18 protein-coding genes are annotated in these 21,853 nt (G+C 69.8%); 8 read left to right on the plus strand and 10 right to left on the minus strand.

Annotation, left to right across the window (positions count from 1 at the left end; all coding sequences use genetic code 11):
- Positions 1–7: 7 nt before the first annotated feature.
- From AC5Y7V_RS19345 to AC5Y7V_RS19360, 4 genes are read right to left on the minus strand one after another with little or no spacing between them, the layout of a single operon-like run.
- The gene (locus AC5Y7V_RS19345; protein ID WP_499881643.1) at positions 8–415 is read right to left on the minus strand and encodes a nuclear transport factor 2 family protein; all 408 of its coding nucleotides are present in this window, start codon (positions 413–415) and stop codon (positions 8–10) included.
- Complete coding sequence (locus tag AC5Y7V_RS19350; RefSeq protein ID WP_499881644.1) at positions 412–1,605, minus strand: thiolase family protein; 1,194 nt, start codon at positions 1,603–1,605, stop codon at positions 412–414. Before AC5Y7V_RS19350 ends, AC5Y7V_RS19345 begins: the two co-directional genes overlap by 4 nt.
- On the minus strand, positions 1,605–2,666 hold the full coding sequence (locus tag AC5Y7V_RS19355; RefSeq protein ID WP_499881645.1) for a thiolase family protein: 1,062 nt from the start codon (positions 2,664–2,666) through the stop codon (positions 1,605–1,607). The genes AC5Y7V_RS19350 and AC5Y7V_RS19355 overlap by 1 nt, the downstream gene beginning before the upstream one ends.
- A gap of 15 nt (positions 2,667–2,681) precedes the next feature.
- Positions 2,682–3,671: a Zn-ribbon domain-containing OB-fold protein gene (locus AC5Y7V_RS19360; RefSeq protein ID WP_499881646.1), complete on the minus strand. Its 990-nt coding sequence runs from the start codon at positions 3,669–3,671 to the stop codon at positions 2,682–2,684.
- Between the two features lie 64 nt (positions 3,672–3,735).
- Between AC5Y7V_RS19360 and AC5Y7V_RS19365 the strand changes: the two genes are divergently transcribed.
- From AC5Y7V_RS19365 to AC5Y7V_RS19380, 4 genes are all read left to right on the plus strand, one after another.
- A complete protein-coding gene (locus AC5Y7V_RS19365) occupies positions 3,736–4,767 on the plus strand; it encodes an LLM class F420-dependent oxidoreductase (protein ID WP_499881647.1) in 1,032 nt (343 codons plus the stop codon).
- 43 nt (positions 4,768–4,810) lie between these two features.
- Positions 4,811–5,533 (plus strand): acetoacetate decarboxylase family protein, encoded by a 723-nt coding sequence (locus AC5Y7V_RS19370; RefSeq protein ID WP_499881648.1) that lies wholly within the window; start codon positions 4,811–4,813, stop codon positions 5,531–5,533.
- Positions 5,524–6,729: a cytochrome P450 gene (locus AC5Y7V_RS19375; RefSeq protein WP_499881649.1), complete on the plus strand. Its 1,206-nt coding sequence runs from the start codon at positions 5,524–5,526 to the stop codon at positions 6,727–6,729. Before AC5Y7V_RS19370 ends, AC5Y7V_RS19375 begins: the two co-directional genes overlap by 10 nt.
- Before the next feature lie 102 nt (positions 6,730–6,831).
- Positions 6,832–7,695, plus strand: coding sequence for a hypothetical protein (locus tag AC5Y7V_RS19380; RefSeq protein ID WP_499881790.1), 864 nt, complete (start codon positions 6,832–6,834; stop codon positions 7,693–7,695).
- 40 nt (positions 7,696–7,735) lie between these two features.
- Here the strand turns inward: AC5Y7V_RS19380 and AC5Y7V_RS19385 are convergent, their stop codons facing one another.
- The gene (locus AC5Y7V_RS19385; RefSeq protein ID WP_499881650.1) at positions 7,736–8,548 is read right to left on the minus strand and encodes a crotonase/enoyl-CoA hydratase family protein; all 813 of its coding nucleotides are present in this window, start codon (positions 8,546–8,548) and stop codon (positions 7,736–7,738) included.
- Positions 8,549–8,612: 64 nt separating this feature from the next.
- Between AC5Y7V_RS19385 and AC5Y7V_RS19390 the strand changes: the two genes are divergently transcribed.
- The 4 genes from AC5Y7V_RS19390 to AC5Y7V_RS19405 are packed head-to-tail and all read left to right on the plus strand — an operon-like array spanning position 8,613 to position 13,430.
- Positions 8,613–10,253, plus strand: coding sequence for an acyl-CoA synthetase (locus AC5Y7V_RS19390; RefSeq protein ID WP_499881651.1), 1,641 nt, complete (start codon positions 8,613–8,615; stop codon positions 10,251–10,253).
- A gap of 14 nt (positions 10,254–10,267) precedes the next feature.
- On the plus strand, positions 10,268–11,035 hold the full coding sequence (locus AC5Y7V_RS19395; RefSeq protein WP_499881652.1) for a fructosamine kinase family protein: 768 nt from the start codon (positions 10,268–10,270) through the stop codon (positions 11,033–11,035).
- Between the two features lie 23 nt (positions 11,036–11,058).
- Complete coding sequence (locus tag AC5Y7V_RS19400; RefSeq protein ID WP_499881653.1) at positions 11,059–11,883, plus strand: amidohydrolase family protein; 825 nt, start codon at positions 11,059–11,061, stop codon at positions 11,881–11,883.
- On the plus strand, positions 11,880–13,430 hold the full coding sequence (locus AC5Y7V_RS19405; protein WP_499881654.1) for an acetolactate synthase large subunit: 1,551 nt from the start codon (positions 11,880–11,882) through the stop codon (positions 13,428–13,430). Before AC5Y7V_RS19400 ends, AC5Y7V_RS19405 begins: the two co-directional genes overlap by 4 nt.
- Positions 13,431–13,433: 3 nt before the next feature.
- Here AC5Y7V_RS19405 and AC5Y7V_RS19410 read toward each other — a convergent pair whose 3' ends face one another.
- The 5 genes from AC5Y7V_RS19410 to AC5Y7V_RS19430 form a co-directional block, all read right to left on the minus strand.
- Positions 13,434–17,117 carry a PecA family PE domain-processing aspartic protease gene (locus tag AC5Y7V_RS19410; RefSeq protein ID WP_499881655.1) on the minus strand — a complete coding sequence of 1,228 codons (3,684 nt, stop codon included), beginning with the start codon at positions 17,115–17,117 and terminating at the stop codon, positions 13,434–13,436.
- 154 nt (positions 17,118–17,271) lie between these two features.
- Positions 17,272–17,985 carry a serine hydrolase gene (locus AC5Y7V_RS19415; RefSeq protein WP_499881656.1) on the minus strand — a complete coding sequence of 238 codons (714 nt, stop codon included), beginning with the start codon at positions 17,983–17,985 and terminating at the stop codon, positions 17,272–17,274.
- On the minus strand, positions 17,967–19,475 hold the full coding sequence (gene fadD17, locus AC5Y7V_RS19420) for a long-chain-fatty-acid--CoA ligase FadD17 (protein ID WP_499881657.1): 1,509 nt from the start codon (positions 19,473–19,475) through the stop codon (positions 17,967–17,969). The genes AC5Y7V_RS19415 and fadD17 overlap by 19 nt, the downstream gene beginning before the upstream one ends.
- Positions 19,476–19,516: 41 nt before the next feature.
- Complete coding sequence (locus AC5Y7V_RS19425; RefSeq protein ID WP_499881658.1) at positions 19,517–20,614, minus strand: acyl-CoA dehydrogenase family protein; 1,098 nt, start codon at positions 20,612–20,614, stop codon at positions 19,517–19,519.
- 28 nt (positions 20,615–20,642) lie between these two features.
- Positions 20,643–21,824, minus strand: coding sequence for an acyl-CoA dehydrogenase (locus AC5Y7V_RS19430; RefSeq protein ID WP_499881659.1), 1,182 nt, complete (start codon positions 21,822–21,824; stop codon positions 20,643–20,645).
- Between the last annotated feature and the right edge of the window lie 29 nt (positions 21,825–21,853).

Consider the following 21,853-nt stretch of genomic DNA (forward strand, 5'->3'; position numbering starts at 1 on the left):
CCGCGCCTCAGACCTTCTTGGTGTTCGCGATCGCGCGGTCCATCTCCCAGTACGCGCGCAGGGCGACCATCTGGCCCTCGTCGTCGGCCTTGTAGGTGAAGACGCCCTCCGCGGTGGTCTGATACTCGCCCGTGGTGATGAGGATGTGCCCGACGTTCGCTTCCTCGTTGCCGCATTGGTAGGTGTCGCGGAAGAAGAACTCGATCTTGGTGGTGGGCGCGATGGTGTTGTCCCAGAACGCCTCGATCGCGTCGCGGCCGCGGTGTCCCTTGCCTTCGGGATCCAGCGGCGACGGCCCGATCGGGTCCTCGACGATCGCGTCGTCGGCGAACACCGCCAGCCACGCCTCCTTGTCCCTGGCGATGACCGCCTCCCGTGAGCGGCGACCGGCTTCGTGGGCCGGGTGCTCGGTCACGCCGATGCCTTTTCGGGCTTGTCGGCGGCCACCACCCACATGGAGTAGTACTGCGAACCGCCGCCGTAGGCGTGGCCCAACGCCTTTCGCGCGCCGGGAACCTGGTGGTCGCCGCCCTTGCCCATCACCTGAATCGCGGACTCCGCGAAGCGAATCAGGCCCGACGCGCCGATGGGGTTCGACGACAGCACGCCGCCCGACGGGTTCACCGGGAGCCGGCCGCCGATCTTGGTCTCGCCGGCCTCGGTGAGCTTCCAGCCCTCGCCCTCGGGGGCAAACCCGAGGTTTTCCAACCACATCGGCTCGAACCAGGAGAAGGGCACGTAGATCTCGGCGGCGTCGATCTCGTCGATCGGGCTGGTGATGCCGGCCGCCTTCCACAGCGCGGCGGCCGCGTCACGCCCGGCCTGGGGGCTGACCTGGTCGCGCCCGGAGAACTGCAGCGGCTCGGTGCGCAACGCGGTCGCGTGGATCCAGGCCACCGGCTGCCCCTGCGCCACACGGGCTTCGGCGGCCTCCTCGTTGCCGATGACGACCGCCGCCGCGCCGTCGGAGGACGGACAGGTCTCGTCGTAGCGGATCGGGTCCCACAGCATCGGGGACTCCATCACCTTCTCCACGGTGATGTCGGGCTGGTGCAGGTGGGCCAGCGGGTTGCGGGCCCCGTTGAGCCGGTCCTTGACCGCGACCATGGCGCCGATGTTCAGCGGAGCGCCCGACCGGCGGATGTAGGAGCGAACGTGCGGCGCGAAGTAACCACCCGCGCCGGCCCCGACCGGCTTGATGAACGGGATCGGAATAGACAACGCCCACATGGCATTTGATTCCGACTGCTTTTCCCAGGCCATCGCCAGCACGCGACGGTACTTTCCGGACTGCACCAGGCTGGCGGCGACGACGGCGGTGGATCCGCCGACCGAACCCGCGGTGTGCACCCGGATCATCGGCTTGCCGGTGGCCCCCATGGCGTCGGCCATGAACAGCTCCGGCATCATGACGCCCTCGAAGAAGTCCGGCGCCTTGCCGACCACGACCGCGTCGATGTCGTCGAAGGTCGAACCGGAGTCTTCCAGCGCGCGGTCGATCGCCTCGCGTACCAGGCCGTTCATCGAGACGTCTTTGCGCTTGGCCACGTACTTCGTCTGCCCGGTACCGAGTACCGCGGCGAGGTGTGCCCCTGCACCGGCCATCAGTTCTTTCCTTCCATGACCGCGACCAGGTTCTGTTGCAGGGCGGGCCCGCTGGTGGCGTGCGCCAGCACCCGCCCGGCCGAACCGTTCCAGATGTGTTGTGCGGCAAAGCCGATTCGTTCCAGGCCGGCGACGAACATGGGGTTGGCCGCCAGCGCGCCGCCGGACGGGTTGACCTTCGCCGTCTCGCCAAGCCCGATGGCCTCGGCCAGAATCAGATGCTGGTGGGTGAACGGCGAATGAATCTCGGCGACGTCAACCGAAGTGTTGCCGGCGCTGGCCGCCTTGGCCGAGACCGCCGTCGACGGCGACTGCGTCAGGTCGCGGGCACCCAGGACGGGGGTTTCGATGCGATGCTCGATTCCCGTTATCCAGGCGGGGTTTTCGCGAAGTTCGCGCGCCCGTCCGTCGGCGGCGAGCACGATGGCCGCGGCGCCGTCGGTGATGGGCGCGATGTCGTGCCGGCGCAGCGGGTCGTTGAAGAACGGCCGGGAAAGCAGTTCGTCGATGCTCTTGGCCGGCTTTTCCGAGTCATTGCGTTCGGAGTAGGCAAACGAGTCGAGGGCGACTTGAGCCATCTGTTCGGGCGTCCATTTGCCGGAGTCCAGCCCGAGACGGGCCTGTAATCCGGCCATCGACACCGAGTCCGGCCACAGCGGGGCCACCGTGTAGGGGTCGGTCTGCCGCGACAGGATCTGGCGCAGTATCCCCGCCGACGACTTGCCGAAGCCGTACACCAGGGCGGTCTCGACCTCACCCGTGAGGATCTTGATGTAGGCCTCGTACAGCGCCCAGGCCGCGTCCATCTCGACGTGCGACTCGTTGATCGGGGGGACGGCTCCGATGGAGTCGATCGCCGAGATGAACGAGAATGCCCGTCCGGCAAGGTAATCGGACGATCCCGAGCACCAGAATCCGATGTCGGTCTGGCTGATGCCGAGCTCCTCGTAGAGCTGGGCGAAGCACGGCATCAACATCTCGACGCCGTTGGTGGTGCCGTCGGTGCGGCGGACGTGCGGGGCATGCGCGAAGCCGACGACCGCAACGTTGCGAGCGCTCATGTGCAGCTGGGTCCTTTACAGGTGGTGCTTGTAGGTGTCGTACTCGGCGTCGGGCTCCCCGCTTGGCCGGAAGTACTCGATGTTGTCGATGCCGAATCCCCACTCGTCTCGGGGTTTCCACACCGCCTCGACGCGCATGCCCATCCGCACCTCGTGCGCGTCGATGTCGGCGACCAGATGCAGGAAGGGGATGTCGGCGCCGTCGAGCAGCACGTAGGCCGCCACGTAGGGCGGCTTGATGCGCTGGCCCTGGAACGGGATGTTGATGATCGCGAACGTCGTCACCGTGCCCTTGTCGGGCAGCTCGACGAAGTCGGTGGTCGGCAGGCCGGTGGCCGGGTCCGCGCCGTGCGGCGGGAAGTACACCTTGCCCTTCTCGCCGGTTTTCGCCCCCAGCAGCTTGCCTTCCGCGATGGCGCGCAGGTAGGCGCTCTCCTCGTGCGAGGCGGTGTGCTGAATCGTCAGCGAGATCGGCGTGACGATCATGGTGACCGGGTCCTGGTCGCTGGCGGGCCCTTCGGGCTCGGCGTCCTCACCCAACGCGAAGTAGGCGATGTCGGTGATGGCGCCCACCGTCTCCTCGGCCCAGTGCGCGTGCACCCGGGTCCCGGTTTGGATGGCGCCGGGTTCGCCCGCGTCGACGGCGTGGATCAGCGGCGTGTCCGCGCCGTCCAGCTTGATCAGCGCCCAGGCGAAGGGCCGGTCCAGCGGCTGGCCCTCCAGCGGCTCCGGTTGCCACGTCCAGGACGCGACGGTGCCGACGCTCGACACCGGTACCATCTCGCCCAGCGGCTCATAGGTAACCGGATCATATTCCGCCGGCGGGACAAGCACCCGGCCATCGGAACCGCGCACCCCGAGAATGCGGCGGTCACGCAACGCGGTGAAGAACTTGCTCAGCGTGGCGCCCACCGAACGGGTGTAGTCGAATGACAACGTCAGTGGCGCGGAGAGCGGTGGCTCGGGATGATCCATCAGGGTCGGGCTGCTCGAACTGGCTGTCACGCCATCGAGTAGAACAGGTTCTAAGAATCGTTTCAACACTGGGTCGGCTGGAAAGGCGGAGGCCATGAAGCTGGGGTTGCAGCTGGGGTATTGGGGCGCACAGCCGCCGGAGAACCACGCGGAACTCGTCGTCGCGGCCGAGGAGGCCGGATTCGACGCGGTGTTCACCGCCGAGGCGTGGGGATCCGACGCCTACACCCCGCTGGCCTGGTACGGATCGTCGACGTCGCGGGTCCGGCTGGGCACGTCGGTGGTGCAGCTCTCCGCGCGGACGCCAACGGCCTGCGCGATGGCCGCACTGACTTTGGATCATTTGAGCGGCGGGCGGCACATCCTGGGGCTGGGCGTGTCCGGCCCGCAGGTGGTCGAGGGCTGGTACGGCCAGCGATTCCCCAAGCCGCTGGCGCGCACCCGCGAGTGCATCGACATCCTGCGGCAGGTGTGGGCCCGGGAGAAGCCGGTGACCAGCGACGGCCCCCACTACCCGCTGCCGTTCACCGGCCCCGATACGACCGGGCTGGGCAAGCCGCTCAAGCCCATCACCCATCCGCTGCGCGCCGACATCCCGATCATGCTGGGCGCCGAGGGCCCCAAGAACGTCGCGCTGGCGGGCGAGATCTGCGACGGCTGGCTGCCGATCTTCTACACGCCGCGGATGGCCGACACCTACAACGAATGGCTCGACGAGGGCTTCGCCCGGCCGGGCGCGCGCCGCTCCCGCGAGGACTTCGAAATCTGCGCGACGGCCACGATCGTCATCACCGATGACCGCAGCGCCACCTTCGCGGCCATGAAGCCGTATCTGTCTCTCTACATGGGCGGCATGGGCGCTGAGGACACCAACTTCCACGCCGACGTCTACCGCCGGATGGGCTACTCCGACGTCGTCGACGACGTCACCAAGCTCTTCCGCAGCAACCAGAAGGACAAGGCCGCCGAGATCATCCCCGATGAGCTTGTCGACGACGCCGCGATTGTCGGTGACATCGACTACGTGCGTAAGCAGGTGAAGGTGTGGGAGGCCGCGGGCGTGACGATGATGGTGGTCAACGGCCGCAATGCCGAGCAGATCAGGGAGCTTGCTACCTTGGTCTAGCCCGGTATTGCCGTACGAATAGAACGCGTTCTAGATTGGCCCGATGACAGCCTCGCAACACACGATCGCCGGCACCGTACTCACCATGCCGGTGCGGATCCGCCTGGCAAATCAGCACATGGCGATGTTCTCGGTGGACGCGGACGCCGCCCAGCGCATGATCGACTACAGCGGCCTCAAGGTGTGCCGGTATCTGCCGGGGCGCACGGTTGTCGTCCTGATGCTGATGCACTACATCGACGGCGACCTGGGCCAGTACTACGAATTCGGCACCAGCGTGATGGTCAACCCGCCGGGGTCCGACGCGCGTGGGCCGCGCGCGTTGGGGGACGCCGGCGCCTTCATCCACCACCTGCCCGTCGACCAGCCGTTCACGCTGGAGGCCGGGACCAAGATCTGGGGTTACCCGAAAGTCATGGCGGACTTCACCGTTCGCGAGGGCCGTGATTTCGGATTCGACTGCACCGTCGACGGGCAACTGGTGATCGACATGGAATTCCGCCGGGGCCTGCCGTTTTCGCTGACCCCGCGCCAGCAGGCGCAGCGCACCTACTCGCACCGCGACGGCGTCACGCGCGAGACCTCCTTCGAACACACGCTGGACGGTGTGCGCACCCGATTCGGCGGGGTGCGGGTCCGGCTGGGCGATCACCCCTACGCGAAAGAGCTGGCGTCGCTGGGCCTTCCGAAGCGCGCGATGCTGTCCAGCTCGGTCGACAACGTGCAGATGACCTTCGGCGATGCTCAGGAGATCTCATGTCAGTGACTTCAGTGACCAGACCCGATGTGGATCTGACCGACGGCACTTTCTATGCCGGCGAATCCCACTCCGTCTACCGCTGGATGCGGGAGAACGAACCGGTGTTTCGGGACCGCAACGGGCTGGCCGCCGCGTCGACGTACCAGGCCGTCATCGATGCCGAGCGCAACCCCGAGTTGTTCTCGAATGCGGGCGGCATCCGGCCCGACCAAGACGGCGTCGAGATGATGATCGAGATGGACGATCCGCAACATCTGTTGCGCCGCAAGCTCGTCAACTCCGGCTTCACCCGCAAGCGCGTGAAAGACCAGGAGGCCAAGATCCTTTCGCTGTGCGACACGTTGATCGACGCGGTGTGCGAACGCGGCGAGTGCGACTTCGTCTGGGACCTGGCCGCGCCGCTGCCGATGGCGGTCATCGGCGACATGCTCGGGGTGCTCCCGGAGGAGCGCGAGATGTTCCTCAAGTGGTCCGACGACCTGGTCGGCGCCTTGAGCAGCACGGCGGCCGAGGCGGATATCCAGGTCACGATGGATGCCTTCGCCGCCTACAGCGAATACATGATGGGGATGATCGCGGCCCGCAAGTCGGAGCCGACGGACGATCTCGTCAGCGTCCTGGTGCACGCGGAGGTCGAGGGATCACGCCTGGAGGACCACCAGATCGTCACCGAGGTGCTGCTGCTCCTCATCGGCGGCGACGAGACCACCCGGCACACGCTGTCCGGCGGCACCCGGCAGCTGCTGTTGCACCCCGACCAGCACCGGCGGCTGGTCGGCGACCTGGGGCTGCTGCCCAACGCGATCGAAGAGATGCTGCGCTGGACCGCCCCGGTGAAGAACATGGCCCGCACCATTACCGCCGACACCGAATTCCACGGCACGGCGCTGCGCGAGGGCGAAAAGATGATCCTGCTGTTCGAGTCGGCGAACTTCGACGAGAAGGTCTTCGACGAACCGGAGAGCTTCAACATCGAGCGCTACCCGAACAACCACCTGGCGTTCGGCTTCGGCACGCACTTCTGCCTCGGCAACCAGCTCGCGCGCCTCGAGCTGTCGATCATGCAGACGCGGCTGCTGCAGCGCCTTCCGGACCTGCGGCTGGCGTCTCCGGACGCCGCGTTGCCGTTGCGGCCGGCGAATTTCGTGTCCGGCCTCGAGAAGATGCCGGTTGCGTTCACGCCCACCACCCCGCTGGGCTGAGCCCTTTCCGCCGAACGTGCTCTGAGGGCGCGATTTAGGCGATTTTCTCGCCCCGAGAGCACGTTCGAGGCGATGTCGGTGCTCTACGACACGCTGTGCCGCATGGAAGACGCATTTATCGGCAGCGAAGCCACCAAATCGGGTGCCCTGACGCGGTACCAGCTGCGGAGCCGGTTCATGGCATTGCACCCTGACGTCTACGTTCCGCGCGACGCAAACCTCACCGCCGCGGCCCGCGCTCGTGCCGCCTGGCTGTGGTCGCGGCGTCGCGGGATCATCGCCGGGCATTCCGCGTCCGCGCTGCACGGCGCCAAATGGGTAGATCACCGGGCGCCCGCCCAGTTGCTGTACGCACATCGCCGCCCCCCGGTCGGCATCAACACATGGCTGGACACCGTCGCCGACGATGAGATCCAACTGATCGGCGACATGCGCGTGACGACACCGGCTCGCACCGCATTCGACCTCGCCTGCCGTAATCCGGTCGGCAAAGCTGTCCCAGCGATCGATGCCCTGGCCCGGGCGACCAGACTGAAGGTCGCCGATGCCCAAATGGTCGCGGAACGCTACGAAGGCCACCGCAATATCAGACGGGCGCGCCGCGCGCTGACGCTTGTGGACGCCGGCGCCGAGTCACCTCGCGAGACGTGGCTGCGGCTGCTGGTCATCGAGGCGGGTTATCCAGCGCCGCAGACCCAGATTCCGGTCTACGGCGAATTTGGAGAGCTGGTCGCAGTAGTCGACATGGGTTGGGAGCACCTCAAAATCGCACTCGAATATGAGGGGGCTCATCATTGGACGGACCCCTTGCAGTTCCGCAAGGATGTCGGACGTTACGAGGCATTACACGATTTGGGGTGGATCGCCATCCGGGTCACCGCGGGTGACCTGCGGGGCGGGATACTGGCGAGGTTGGCCACCGTCTGGGCACGCCGAACGTGCTCTGAGGACGAGAAAATCGCCTAATTCGCGCCCTCAGAGCACGTTCGGCGCGAAGAGCGAGGCGCTAGCGGTTCTGGAAGTTGGGCTTGCGCTTCTCGGCGAACGCGCGCGGCCCTTCCTTGGCGTCATCGGACAGGAACACCTTGATGCCGATCTGGGTGTCGATCTTGAACGCGTCGTTCTCGTGCAACCCCTCGGTCTCCCGGATCGCGCGCAGGATCGCCTGCACGGCGAGCGGGCCGTTGTTCTCGATGATCTCGGCGATCTCCAGCGCCTTGGTCAGCGCCTGCCCGTCCGGGACGACGTGACCGATCAGGCCCATCTCCTTGGCCTCGGCGGCGGTGATGTGGCGGCCGGTCAGCAGCAGGTCGCAGGCGACGGTGTAGGGGATCTGGCGCACCAGCCGCACCGCCGACCCGCCCATCGGGTACAGGCTCCATTTGGCCTCGGAGATGCCGAACTTGGCGCTCTCACCGGCGACCCGGATGTCGGTGCCCTGCAGGATCTCGGTGCCGCCCGCGATCGCGGGTCCCTCGACGGCCGCGATCAGCGGCTTGGTCAGCCGGCGCCCCTTCAGCAAGGCGTCGATCCGTGACGGGTCGTAGCTGCCGTCCTTGAACGAGTCGCCCGGCGGTTTCTTGGTTGCCGTCTTCAGATCCATGCCCGCGCAGAAGTAGCCACCGGCCCCCGTCAGGATGCAGCACCGGATGTCATCGTCGTTGTCGACGCGGTCCCAGGCCTGCACCATGATCTCCATCATTTCGGTGCTCAGCGCATTGCGGGCATGCGGCCGGTTCAACGTCACGATCAGGGTGTGACCGCGCTGTTCGACGAGCGCGTCGGGACCCGTTTGTTCGTTTGCTGGAGCCTCGGCCACGGCAGGTGCCTTTCCGTCGACGTTGGGGGTGAGCTTGTCAAGAAATGTAACACGTTCTAATTTGGTGGCCGTGGCCCTGAATATTGCCGACCTTGCCGAGCACGCCATCGACGCTGTGCCTGACCGTGTTGCCCTCATCTCCGGCGACGAGAAGCTGACCTACGCCCAGCTGGAGGAGAAGGCCAACCGCTTCGCCCACTACCTGATCGACCAGGGCGTCAAGAAGGACGACAAGGTCGGGCTGTACTGCCGCAACCGCATAGAAATCGTCATCGCGATGCTCGGCATCGTCAAGGCCGGCGCCATCATCGTCAACGTCAACTACCGCTACGTCGAGGGCGAGCTGCGCTACCTGTTCGACAACTCCGACATGGTCGCGCTGGTGCACGAGCGCCAGTACTCCGACCGGGTCGCCAACGTGCTGCCGGACACCCCGAACGTCAAGACGATCCTGGTCGTCGAGGACGGCAGCGACAACGACTACAAGCGCTACGGCGGCGTCGAGTTCTACTCGGCGATCGCGGACAGCTCGCCCGAGCGTGACTTCGCCCCGCGCAGCGCCGACGACATCTACCTGCTGTACACCGGTGGCACCACCGGATTCCCGAAGGGCGTGATGTGGCGTCACGAGGACGTCTACCGGGTGCTGCTCGGTGGAACCGACTTCGCCACAGGCGAATTCGTCAAGGACGAATACGATCTGGCCAAGGGCGCGGCCGCCAACCCGCCGATGATCAACTATCCGGTTCCGCCGATGATCCACGGCGCCACCCAGTCGGCCACCTGGAGGTCGATCTTCTCAGGCCAAACCACCGTGCTGGCACCGGAATTCAACGCCGACGAGGTCTGGCGCACGATTCACGACCACAAGGTGAACATGCTGTTCTTCACCGGCGACGCGATGGCCCGCCCGTTGCTCGATGCGCTCGACAAGAAAAACGACTACGACCTGTCGTCGCTGTTCATGCTGGGCAGCACCGCGGCGTTGTTCTCGCCGAGCATCAAGGAGCGCCTGCTCGAGCTGCTGCCGAACCGGGTCATCACCGACTCGATCGGCTCCTCCGAGACCGGCTTCGGCGGCACCAGCATCGTCGCCAAAGACGCCCCGCACAGCGGCGGCCCGCGGGTGACCATCGACCACCGCACCGTCGTGCTCGACGAGGACGGCAACGAGGTCAAGCCCGGGTCCGGTGTGCGCGGCTTCATCGCCAAGAAGGGCAATATCCCGGTCGGCTACTACAAGGACGAGAAGAAGACGGCCGAAACCTTCCGGACCATCAACGGTGTTCGCTACGCGATCCCGGGCGACTGGGCCGTCGTCGAGGAGGACGGCACCGTCACGATGCTGGGCCGCGGTTCGGTCTCGATCAACAGCGGCGGCGAGAAGGTCTACCCCGAGGAGGTCGAGGCGGCCCTGAAGGGTCACCCCGACGTTTTCGACGCCCTGGTGGTCGGCGTGCCGGACCCGCGTTACGGCCAGCACGTGGCCGCCGTCGTGCAGGCCCGGCCCGGATGCCGCCCCACGCTGGCGGAGTTGGACAGCTTCGTGCGCTCCGAGATCGCGGGATACAAAGTGCCGCGCAGCCTTTGGCTGGTCGACGAGGTCAAGCGTTCGCCCGCCGGCAAGCCGGACTACCGCTGGGCCAAGGAGCAGACCGAGGCCCGCCGCGCCGACGACGTGCATGCGAGCCACGTGACGACCTGATGCGCACCTAGCGCGTGGCCGACTTCGTCAAGCAGCACCCGGACGCGCCCGCCGGCTACTTCGCCTGGGAGGCAGCGGGTTTGCGGTGGCTTGCCGGCGTCGACGGCGGCGTGCCCTGCGCGCCGGTGGTGTCCGTCGACGCGACGAGCCTGACCCTGCGGCGGCTTGAATCCGTGCACCCGACCGCCCAGGCGGCCGACGCGTTCGGCGCCCAATTGGCCGTCACTCACGACGCGGGTGCCCCCGCGTTCGGCGCGGGCCCCGACGGCTGGGACGGGACCGGGTTCTTCGGGCCACTGTCGCAGCCGCTGCCGATGTCGCTGCGACAGCATCGACGGTGGGGCGATTTCTACGCCGACGAGCGGCTGGCCCCGATGGCCGAATTGGCCGCGCCGCGGCTCGACGCTTCGACCCGCGCCACCATCGCCGCGGTCGCCGAGCGCTGCCGTGCCGGCGACTTCGACGACGACGACCGGCCGGCCCGGCTGCACGGCGACCTGTGGGGCGGCAACGTGATGTGGACACCCGACGGGGTGGTGCTGATCGACCCGGCCGCACACGCCGGCCATCGCGAGACCGACCTGGCGATGCTGGCGCTGTTCGGCTGCCCCCACTACGACGCCATTCTGGCCGGTTACCAGCGGGTCCGCCCGCTGCGGCCCGGCTGGCGCGGCCGCATCGGGCTGCGCCAGCTCTACCCGCTGCTGGCGCACGTGGTGCTGTTCGGCGGCGGGCACGCGGCGCGGACGGGAGCCGCCGCCCGCGCCGCGCTGACCGCTTGACCGGCGGTCTATGTTGGAGCGCGATGACGATCGATGTCTGGATGCAGCATCCGACGCAACGGTTTCTGCGCAGCGACATGCTGGCCTCGCTGCGGCGCTGGACCGGCGGAGCGATCCCCGACACCGACATCCCGATCGAGGCGACCCTGGCGGCGATGGACGCCGCCGACGTCGGCTTCGCGCTGCTGAGTGCCTGGCGCGGACCGAATGGCCAGGACCTGGTTTCCAACGAGGAGGTCGCGGGGTGGGTGCGCTCGCATCCCAACCGTTTCGCCGGGCTGGCCACGGTGGACCTCGATCGCCCGATGGAGGCGGTCCGCGAGCTGCGGCGCCGCGTGCAGGAAGGATTCGTGGGGCTGCGGGTGGTGCCGTGGCTCTGGAACGCGCCGCCCACCGACCGCCGCTACTACCCGCTGTTCGCCGAATGTGTGGAGTCCGGCGTGCCGTTCTGCACCCAGGTCGGGCACACCGGCCCGCTGCGGCCGTCGGAGACCGGGCGCCCGATTCCCTACATCGACCAGGTGGCCCTCGACTTTCCCGAGCTGGTCATCGTCTGCGGCCACGTCGGCTATCCGTGGACCGAGGAGATGGTCGCCGTCGCCCGCAAGCACGAGAACGTCTACATCGACACCTCGGCCTACACCATCAAACGGCTGCCCGACGAGCTCATCAGATTCATGAAAACCGGTACCGGGCAACGCAAAGTCCTGTTCGGCACCAACTACCCGATGATCAACCACGCGCACGCCCTGGCCGGACTGGATGAGCTCGGGCTCGGCGACGACGCCCGTCGAGACTTCTTGCGCGGCAACGCGGAACGTGTTTTCGGACTGGAGGCAAGCAGGTGAACGGCGCGCAGGCCCTGATCAACACGCTGGTCGACGGCGGCGTCGACGTGTGCTTCGCCAACCCGGGCACCTCGGAGATGCACTTCGTGGCCGCGCTCGACACCGTCCCCGAAATGCGGGGCGTGCTAGCCCTTTTCGAGGGCGTGGCCACCGGCGCGGCCGACGGCTATGCGCGCATGGCCGATCGGCCGGCCGCGGTGCTGCTGCACCTGGGCCCCGGCTTGGGTAACGGCCTGGCCAATCTGCACAACGCGCGGCGCGCCCGGGTGCCCATGGTCGTGGTCGTCGGCGACCACGCCACCTATCACAAAAAGTACGACGCCCCACTGGAATCCGACATCGACGCGCTGGCGGGCAGCGTCTCGGGATGGCTGCGCCGCACCGAGACGAGCGCCGACGTCGCCTCGGATGCCGCCGAGGCGATCGCCGCCAGCCGGTCCACGTCGCAGATCTCGACCCTGATCCTGCCGGCCGACGTGTCCTGGTCCGACGGCGCGCAACCCGCGCGGACACCGCCCGCCCAAACGCCGCGACCCGATCCCGCCCTCGCCTCCGCGGTGCTCGACGTTTTGCGGTCGGGGGAGCCCGCGGTGCTCATGATCGGTGGCGGCGCCACCCGGGGGCCGGGGCTGGCCGCCGCGGCGCGCATCGCCCAGGCGACCGGGGCCCGGTTGTTGTGCGAGACGTTCCCGACCCGGCTGGAGCGCGGCGCGGGCGTCCCCGCCGTCGAGCGGCTGGCGTATTTCGCCGAGGCGGCCAGCGCCCAGCTCGACGGCGCGAAGCATCTGGTGCTGGCGGGCGCCAAGTCGCCGGTCTCGTTCTTCGCGTACCCGGGCATGCCGAGCGACCTGGTGCCGGCCGGCTGCCAGGTGCACCTGCTTGCCGAATACAACGGCGCCGCAGCCGCTTTGGTCGCATTGGCCGACCAGCTGGCCCCCGGCACTTCCGCACCGCTGGCGCTGGCATCACGCCCGCAGCTGCCGAAGGGCGCCCTGACGTCCGCGTCGGCCGCCGACGTGATCGGGGCGCTGCTGCCCGAGCGCGCGATCGTCGTCGACGAGTCGAACACGTCCGGTCTGCTGCTACCGGCGGCCACCGCCGGTGCGCCGGCGCACGATTGGCTGACGCTGACCGGCGGCGCGATCGGCTACGGAATTCCCGCCGCGGTGGGCGCCGCGGTGGCCGCCCCCGATCGTCCCGTGCTGTGCCTGGAATCCGACGGTTCTGCGCTGTACACGATTTCGGGCCTGTGGACCCAGGCTCGCGAGAACCTGAACGTGACGACCGTGCTCTATGACAACAGCGCCTACGACATCCTGCGGATCGAACTGCAACGCGTCGGTGCCGGTTCGGCGCCCGGTCCCAAGGCCCTGGATCTGCTCGACTTGTCGCGTCCCACAATGGACTTCGTCAAGATCTCCGAGGGCCTGGGGGTTCCCGCCCGTCGCGTCGGCACTGCGGAGGAACTCGCCGACGCCCTGCGCGCGGCCTTCGCCGAACCCGGGCCGCACCTCATCGACGCCGTGGTGCCGTCGCTGACGGGGTAGCCGTCAGGTATCGAAGGTCGTCGTCCCCAGCGCGCTGGGGCTTTGCGAGATGTACACGGGCCCCAGCTCGAAGGGGATGTTCCCGGTGTTCATCACGCTGCCGGAAACCGTGAGGGGGTTCGCCGCGGTGGTCGTGTACGTGTACAGCAGCTGGCCCGTGTTGTCGTAGACCGAAATGACCGTCCCCACCGGCACGGTCCCGGATGACTGACCGGTTCCGAGTAGGGACGCCGGAATGGATCCGAAATTGTCGCCCGAATCGATGAGCAGTGAGGGCACGACCGTGGACGTCGTGGCGTGCCCGGGCACGGTGATCTGAACGTCCGGGTTGCTGATGGTCGGCGATCCGGTGACCGCCACCCCGCCGGGTAACGGGTTGGGACCGAACACCAGCTGGCCCTGCGGTTGGTTGATCAGGACCCCCTGATCGAGGGTGCCCGGCAGCGCCGGGATCACCGTGCTGGTTCCCGGGAACCCGGAGTTCGGCCCGATGCCCAAAACGCCACCTATCCCCGGGCCCCAATACTGTTGGAACGCAGTCTGATTGCCGCCCGTGAGGACGTCGACGGCGGTCGGGGCGGTGGTGGTCACGACGGCATTCGTATTTCCATTGTCGAAAGCCACCATCGTGTCGTAGGTGGTATAGCTGACCGTCGTCGACTGGCTCGGCCCGGAATAGGTAACCGAACCCGTGGCCACCGAGGGGCCGAGGCTTGTTGTCGGGACGTATTGGCCCTCGATGACAAGGCCCGTCGATCCGGTGTCGACCAGCACGGGCGTCGGCGGGCCGCCGTTGACCGACACGTACACGATGGGAAAGCGGCCGCCATCGATCATCGTCAGCGGGACGACCGCGTTTTGCGAAATCGGGGTCCCGTTGGTGCCGGTGTGTCCGGCCGCGCCGGTGCCGGCGCCGCCGAGGCCGCCGGTGCCGTTGGTGCCGGGCGTGCCGACCGCGCCGCCGCTGCCGCCGGGGCCGCCGTTGCCGCCGTTGCCCCCGTTGGCGCCGCCGCCGCTGGCGCCGCCTCCCGCGCCGGCCCCACCGCCGGCGCCGGCGCTGCCGCCGTTGCCGCCGGTGCCGCCCTGGCCGCCGAAGGCCGCGTTGCCGCCGAGGCCGGTCGTGGGGCCGTTGCCGGCGGCGCCGCCGGCGCCGGCGTTCCCGCCGCTGCCCCCCGGCCCGGCGTTGCCGCCGCCGGCGCCGACCCCGCCCGCGCCGCCGTTGCCCCCGGTGCCGCCCCTTCCGCCCGCGCCGCCGGTGCCGCCGTCGTTGCCCTGGGAATTGAAGGTGCCGCTCCCGTCGCCGCCGCCTCCGCCGTTGCCGCCGTGGCCGCCGCCCCCGCCGATCCCGCCGGCGAAGCCGCTGCTGCCTTGCCCGCCGTCGCCACCGGCACCCGCGGCCCCGCCGTCACCGCCGGTGCCGCCGGTCCCGACCGGCAGACCCAATCCCGAACTCGCAGACTGCGACTGGAAGCCGTTGCCGGGCGCGCCGCCCGCGCCGGCCGAGCCCCCGTTGCCCCCGGTCCCGCCGTCGCCCCCGACGCCGCCGCTGCCGGTGCCGCCCGTGCCACCGCCGCCGCCGGCGCCGCCGTCGCCGCCCGGACCGCCGCTGCCGTTTGCTCCGAAGTAGCCGTGCTGCGGGGCCGTTGAGGTGGGCCTCTGGCTGGCGGCGCCGCCCTGACCGCCCTGGCCGCCCGCGCCGCCATTGCCCCCGGCGAAACCGGAGTTGGGGCCCGCCGCGCCGTGGTCGCCGCCGCCGCCGGCCCCGCCGCTGCCGCCCGCGCCCCCGTCGCCGCCGCTGCCGAAGAACACGTTGGCGTTCTCGGCGGCTTGCAGGCTGGCGCTTTGGCCGGGTTCGCCCCCGCCGCCGCCGCTTCCGCCGTTACCGCCGCTGCCGCCGTTGCCGCCGCCGGTGTTGATGCCCGATCCCCCGTTGGTGCCTTGCCCGCCGGCGCCGCCGTGGCCGCCGTGGCCGCCGGTGCCGCCGGCGGTACCCCCGGCGCCCGGGTTGCCGCCGGCGCCGCCCGCACCGGCATCGCCACCGTCGCCGCCGTTTCCGCCGTTGCCGCCGCCGACGGCCGCGCCGCCGTTGCCGCCGGTGCCCCCGTCGCCGCCGCTGCCGGCAGCGCCGCCGTTGGCCGAGCTTCCGCCGTTGCCACCCTCGCCGCCCGTGCCGCCGGGGCCCCCGTGGCCACCGGTGCCGGCGGTGCCGGCTTGGCTGCCGGTGCCGGCCTGGCCGCCGGCGCCGCCGCTACCGCCCTGGCCGCCCTGGCCGCCGATGCCGCCGACCTGCCCGGCATTGGCGGTGTTGTCGGTGCCGTCGCCGCCCTGCCCGCCGGCCCCGCCGACGCCACCGGTGCCACCGGTGCCGCCGATGCCCTGGTGGCCGCCCGCGCCGGATCCGGGGTTGCCGCCTTGACCGCCCTGGCCGCCTTGACCGCCCTGGCCGCCTTGGCCGCCGGTGGCCCCGGGCGCGGCCGCCGTGGTGTTGTTGGCGCCCGCGCCGCCGGTGCCACCCTGGCCGCCCTGCCCGCCGTTACCGGCGGTGCCGGCAGCCCCCGGCGTGAAGCCCGCGCCGCCGAGCCCGGCGGCGCCGCCCGTTCCGCCGTCGCCCCCGCCGCCGCCTTGTCCGACGGCGGTGTTCGACGTGCCGGCGGTGCCGGTGCCGCCCTGACCGCCGGTGCCGCCGGCCCCGCCGGTGCCGCCCTGGCCGCCGGCGCCCTGGTGGCCCCCGGTGCCGGGGCCGGGCGCCCCGCCGTTTCCGCCGGGGCCGCCGTCGCCGCCCGCCGTACCCGAACCGCCCTGCCCGCCGCCCGGCACGCCGAGGCCGCCCTGCGCGCCTTGGCCTCCGGTGCCGCCCGTGCCGCCCGCTCCGCCGTTCCCCGCGCTGCCCGCCGCCCCCGACGCCGAACCCCCGCCGCCCGCACCGGCCGCCCCGCCGGCTCCGCCGTCGCCGCCTACGAATCCGCTTTGGCCGGCCGCGCCGGCACCGCCCATGCCTCCGGCGCCGCCGACCCCGCCGGAACCGCCGTGACCGCCGATGCCGCCGAGCGTCCCGCCGTTTCCGCCCGCGCCGCCGTTTCCGCCCGCCCCGCCCGTCTGGCCGGCCGTGCCCACGCCGGCGGCGCCGGTGCCGCCCAGCCCCCCGGTCCCGCCCGCGCCGCCGTTGCCGAACAGCCCGGCGTCCCCGCCCCGCCCGCCGGTTCCCCCCGGCATGCCGGGCCCCCCGGCCGCGCCCGACCCGCCGTCGCCGCCGCTGCCGAACAAAATCCCGCCGGGCTCGCCGGCCTGCCCGGTCCCGGGCGCGCCGTTGGCGCCGTCGCCGACCAGCGGCCGCCCCAGTAGCAGTCGGGTGGGCGCGTTGATCGCACCCAGCAGGTCCTGCTCGACCGTCTGCAACGGCGAGGTGCTGGCGGCCTCGGCGGCGGCGTACGACGCCGCGCTCTCGGCTAGCGAGCGCGCGAACCCGTCATGGAACGCCGCCGCGCGCGCCGCGAGCTCCTGATACGCCTGTGCTTGCCGGGAAAAGAGCGTCGCGATGGCCGTCGACACCTCGTCGGCCGCCGCGCTCGCCACGGCCGTGGTCGGACCGGCCGCGGCCGCGTTGCCGCTGGCCAGGGACGCGCCGATGCCTTGCACATCCGCGGCCAGCGAGCCCATCGCCTCCGGTGAGATGAGCACATACATCATCGGCCACCTCGCCGCACCGTCAGACGAGTGGGCAATCGCCGGCCATCGTCGGGACAACCACGCGGGAAGCGTATCGCGATGCGGGCAGCTATTGAGCATTTCCGGGGAAATGTAGCGGTTTCGCCAAAGGTGCTCGATGGCAAGTGAATTCGCGTCACCGGCCGGTGAGCGCGGGAAGCTGGCCGACGAGCCAGTCGGTCATCGCGTCCACGGCGTCCACCCCGGCCTCGTACGCGTGGGCCTGGGCCGCGAGCGCAACACCCACCTGCCCGGAATCCGTTGGCAGAACGCCGAATTGCCGGACGAGGTAGTCGCCGCGCACGCCTGGCCCCCAACCCCCCTTGGCGGCAGCGCCTTTGGCGGCCAGCCCCCACCGCTGGGACGGGGTGAGCCGACGCATCAGGTCGATCACGGTGGCCGAGTCTGCGATGTTCGGAAGCCGCGCGGCGAAGCGCGCCTGGCGACGCAGCGTCCACTGGGTCTGCCCAAATGCGGTGTAACCGCGGCGAAGTCGTCGCGACTCGACCACGGTATCCGCGTCGCCGCATTCGCTGACGATGGCACGCACCTGTTGCGCAGCTTGCGCCGGCTCGCCCAGCTGGGACCACAACTGCTCGGACGCGTGGTTATCGGATTCCGTGATGGCCTTGACGACCAGATCGCCGGCGCGCGCCGAATCGCCACGCAGGGCCGCAATTGCCAACGGCACCTTGATGGTTGACCATGCAACTCCCGACGACCATCGGCCCAGCGAATACACCTCGCCGACGTCCGGGCGAGCGACCGCGATGCCGATGGTCGCCGGCACCGCTGCCGCCAGCCTCTCGAAGCTCGCTTCGATCGCGGGCGCTACCGGCGGATCGGCCACACCGGATCACCACAGTCGACACCCTGCGCCGACAACTGCCGCTTGAGCACCTTGAAGGTCACCGTCCGCGGCAGTTCCTCGCTCACCCGCACGTAGGACGGCCACTGCTTGGGGCCCAGGTCGGGCTGCTCGGCCAGGAAAGCCCGGAACTTGTCGGGATCGAACTCGACGCCGGCCGCCATGACCACCGCCGCCATCACCTGGTCGCCGACGATTGGGTCGGGCACCGCGTACACCGCGACCTCGGTGGCGTCGGGGTAGCGCAGCAGCACGCGCTCGATGGGGGCGGCGCCCAGGTTCTCGCCGTCCACGCGCATCCAATCGCCAAGCCGCCCGGCGAAATACGCGTAGCCGGCCTCGTCGCGGTAACCCAGATCGCCGCTGTGGTACATGCCGCCGGCCATGCGCTGCGCCTCGGCGGCCTCGTCGTTGTAGTAGCCCTCGAAACGGCCCGGCCCGGCGGTGTTGACGATCTCGCCGACCACCCCGACGGGGCACGGCTCGCCGGTGTCGGGGTCGACGATGTCGACGCCGTCGGGCAGCGGGCCCAGCGCGCCCGCCGGGGTGTCGGGGGTGCGGGCGATCGCCACCCCGCCCTCGGTCGAGCCGAACCCGTCCTGCACGACGCACCCGAACCTGCGGGCGAAGCGTTCGATGTCGCCGGGCACGCCCTCGTTGCCGTAGACCGCGCGCAGCGGGTTGTCGGCGTCGTCGGGGCGCTCGGGCGTGGCGAGCACGTACGACAGCGGCTTGCCGACGTAGTTGGCGTAGGTGGCACCGTAGCGGCGCACGTCCGGCAGGAACCCGGACGCGGAGAACTTGCGCCGCAACGCCATCGAGCCCTGGCACGCCGCGGCCACCGCCCAGCCGACCAGCACGGCGTTGGAGTGAAACAACGGCATCGACACGTAGCAGACGTCGTCGCGCCCGAGGCCGAAGCGCTGCGTCATCGTCACGCCCGCGATGGCGACCTTGCCGTGGCTGCACTTCACCGCCTTGGGCTCGCCGCTGGTGCCCGAGGTGAAGATCAGCATGAACAGGTCCGCGGCGCACGCCGACTGAAATCGGGGCGCCGCGTCGCGATGGGCGTCCAGCTCGGACGCCCACGCGGCGGAATCGACGTCGACATGGTCGATATCGCCCAGGGGCGCGGCCGATCTCGAATCGGCCAGCACCACTTGGCAGTCGGCGTGGGCGATGTCGCGGGCCAGCGCCTCACCGCGGCGCACCGGGTTGAGCCCGACCGGCACGATGCCGGACATCCCCGCCGCCACCAGCATCGCCGAGAAGAACGGGGTGTTCTCCAGCAGCACGCCGACGTGTGGTGGCTTGGCCGGATCGAGGCGTTTACGCAACACGGCCGCGATCGCGGCGCCGTGGCGCAGGTGGTCACGCCAGCTGACGAAGGAGTCTTCGAAATAGACGCCCCGGTCCTCGATTTCGGCCAGCGGGGCCAGGAGTTTGGTGACGGTGGGGTCGGCAGGAATCACGAAGCCCATTCAAGACCCCGCCTGCTCCACGCCCGCCGCTCTCAGGCCGGCGTTTCCGCCAGTTCGCGGCCGATCCGGCGCAACTGCCCGGTAGCACCGTGCAGCGCGAACTCGATTTCCTTGGCGGCCAGGAAGTAACGGTGCACGGGGTGGTCGGTGTCGACGCCGACGCCGCCGTGGATGTGCACGACGCTGTGCGCCACCCGGTGCCCGGCGTCGGCGGCCCAGAACGCCGCGCTGGCCACGTCAATCTCGGCGGGCATGTCTTCCGACACGCGCCAGGCCGCCTGGGTGAGCGTCAGCCGCAAACCCTTGACGTCGATGTAGCCGTCGGCCAGCCGCTGACCGACCGCCTGGAAGCTGCCGATCGGGCGGTCGAACTGCTCGCGGGTGCGGGCGTATTCGGCCGTCATTTGCAATCCCCGCTCGAGCACCCCGAGCTGAAAGGCGCTGCGCCCCAAGGTCATCAGCGTGTCGAGCCAAGCGGAGACGACCCCGTCGCCGACCATCCGCCCGGCGTCCACCTGCGTCCCGTCCAGGACCAGATGCCCGACGCTGCCCCGCCCGGTGGTCTGCAGCGCCGTCACCGTGACCCCGGGATCGTCGGCTGCGACCAGGAAAACGGCCGCGCCGGAATCGGTTTCGGCCGGAACCAGGAAGGCGTCGGCGACCGGACCAAAGGCGATCTGGGTGCGCGTCCCGGTCAGCCGGTAGCCCGCACCGGCGCTGACCGCTTGCACCGGCCCCTCACCCATCTCGCCGTCGAGCGCTACGGTGAGGATCTTTTCGCCCCGCACCGCCGGCGCGCCCCAGGCCTGCTGCAGGTCCTCGGAGCCGAAGCGGGCCAGCGCCCCGGCGCCCAGCATCACCGACTCCAGGTAGGGCACCGCGGCCAGCTGATGGCCCAGCGCCACCAAGATGGCGACCTGCTCGAGCACGCCGAAGCCGTCGCCGCCCAGTGCGGCGGGCGCCGCGCTGGTCAGGATGTCGGACTCGACCAGCTTGCCCCACAGCGTGCGGTCGAATCGTTGCTCCAGGCCGTCCAGCTCGCGTTGGTGCTGGGGCGTGCACACCGCGTCGACGATGGTGTCGACCAACCCGCCGAGGTCCTGTGCCGCTTCTGTCGTCGTGAAGTCCATGAATTTCTCGTCCTTATATATAGAAGCTCTAGCGATTTGCCCGGGGCAGGCCCAGCGCGACCATCCCGATGATGTCGCGCTGCACTTCGTTGGTGCCGCCGCCGAAGGTCAGGATCAGGCACGCGCGGTGCATCCGCTCGACCCGGCTGCGCAGCAACGAGCCCGGCGAATCCTGTCGGACCGTCGCCGCGGTGCCGAGCACCTCCATCAGCAGCCGGTAGGCCTCGGTGGCGAGCTCGGTCCCGTAGACCTTGGCCGCCGACGCATCCGCGGGGTTCAACGCTTCACTGGACGCCGAGGCCAGCTCCCAGTTGATCAGCTTGAGCACCTCGGCTTTGGCGTGCACCCGGGCCAGATTGAGCTGCACCCATTCGGAGTCGATGAGGCGGGCCCCGCCGTCGTCCTTGGTGTTCTGCGCCCACTCGCGAACCTCGCGCAGCGCCAGAAAGATCGGTTGCGGCGACACCAGCGCGACCCGCTCATGGTTGAGCTGGTTGGTCACCAGCTTCCAGCCGCCGTTCTCCTCGCCGATCAGGTTGGTCACGGGCACCCGCACGTCGGAGTAATACGTGGCGCTGGTGTCCACCCCGGCCATGGTGTGCACCGGCGTCCAGGAGAAGCCCTCCGCGGTGGTCGGCACGGTGAGCATCGAAATGCCGCGGTGCTTCTTGGCCTCCGGGTTGGTGCGCACCGCCAGCCAGACCCAGTCGGCGTAGGCGATCAGGCTGGTCCACATCTTCTGGCCGTTGATCACGTAGTCGTCGCCGTCGCGCACGGCGGTGGTGCGCAGGTTAGCCAGGTCGGTGCCGGCGCCGGGCTCGGAGTAGCCGATGGAGAAGTGCAGCTCGCCGGCCGCGATCTTGGGCAGGAAGAACTTCTTCTGCTCGTCGGTGCCGAAGGCCATGATCGTCGGCGCCACGCTGTTGATCGTCAGGAACGGCACCGGGACGCCGGCGATGGCGGCCTCGTCGGTGAAGATCAGCGAGTCCATCGGGGAGCGGTCCTGGCCGCCGTACTCTTTGGGCCAGTTCAGGGTTAGCCACCCGTCCTTGCCCATCTGCGCGACGGTGTCGCGATACGCGTTTCCGGTCCCGACCTCGCCCTCGGTCGACGTCAGCGCCGCGCGGCGCTCCGGAGTCATGAGCGTGGTGAAGTACGACCGCAGCTCGCGACGCAGCTCCTCCTGTTCAGGGGTGTAACTGATGCGCATTCCAGCCGTCCTTTGGTTAACGTGACACG

The organism is Mycobacterium sp. NGS34 (assembly GCF_059812845.1).

Coding starts and splice junctions, on each gene's coding strand:
- AC5Y7V_RS19350 (WP_499881644.1), bottom strand. CDS start 1,605: ATGGCCGGTGCAGGGGCACACCTCGCCGCGGTACTCGGTACCGGGCAG.
- AC5Y7V_RS19355 (WP_499881645.1), bottom strand. CDS start 2,666: ATGAGCGCTCGCAACGTTGCGGTCGTCGGCTTCGCGCATGCCCCGCAC.
- AC5Y7V_RS19365 (WP_499881647.1), top strand. CDS start 3,736: ATGAAGCTGGGGTTGCAGCTGGGGTATTGGGGCGCACAGCCGCCGGAG.
- AC5Y7V_RS19370 (WP_499881648.1), top strand. CDS start 4,811: ATGACAGCCTCGCAACACACGATCGCCGGCACCGTACTCACCATGCCG.
- AC5Y7V_RS19375 (WP_499881649.1), top strand. CDS start 5,524: ATGTCAGTGACTTCAGTGACCAGACCCGATGTGGATCTGACCGACGGC.
- AC5Y7V_RS19380 (WP_499881790.1), top strand. CDS start 6,832: ATGGAAGACGCATTTATCGGCAGCGAAGCCACCAAATCGGGTGCCCTG.
- AC5Y7V_RS19400 (WP_499881653.1), top strand. CDS start 11,059: ATGACGATCGATGTCTGGATGCAGCATCCGACGCAACGGTTTCTGCGC.
- AC5Y7V_RS19410 (WP_499881655.1), bottom strand. CDS start 17,117: ATGATGTATGTGCTCATCTCACCGGAGGCGATGGGCTCGCTGGCCGCG.
- AC5Y7V_RS19425 (WP_499881658.1), bottom strand. CDS start 20,614: ATGGACTTCACGACGACAGAAGCGGCACAGGACCTCGGCGGGTTGGTC.
- AC5Y7V_RS19430 (WP_499881659.1), bottom strand. CDS start 21,824: ATGCGCATCAGTTACACCCCTGAACAGGAGGAGCTGCGTCGCGAGCTG.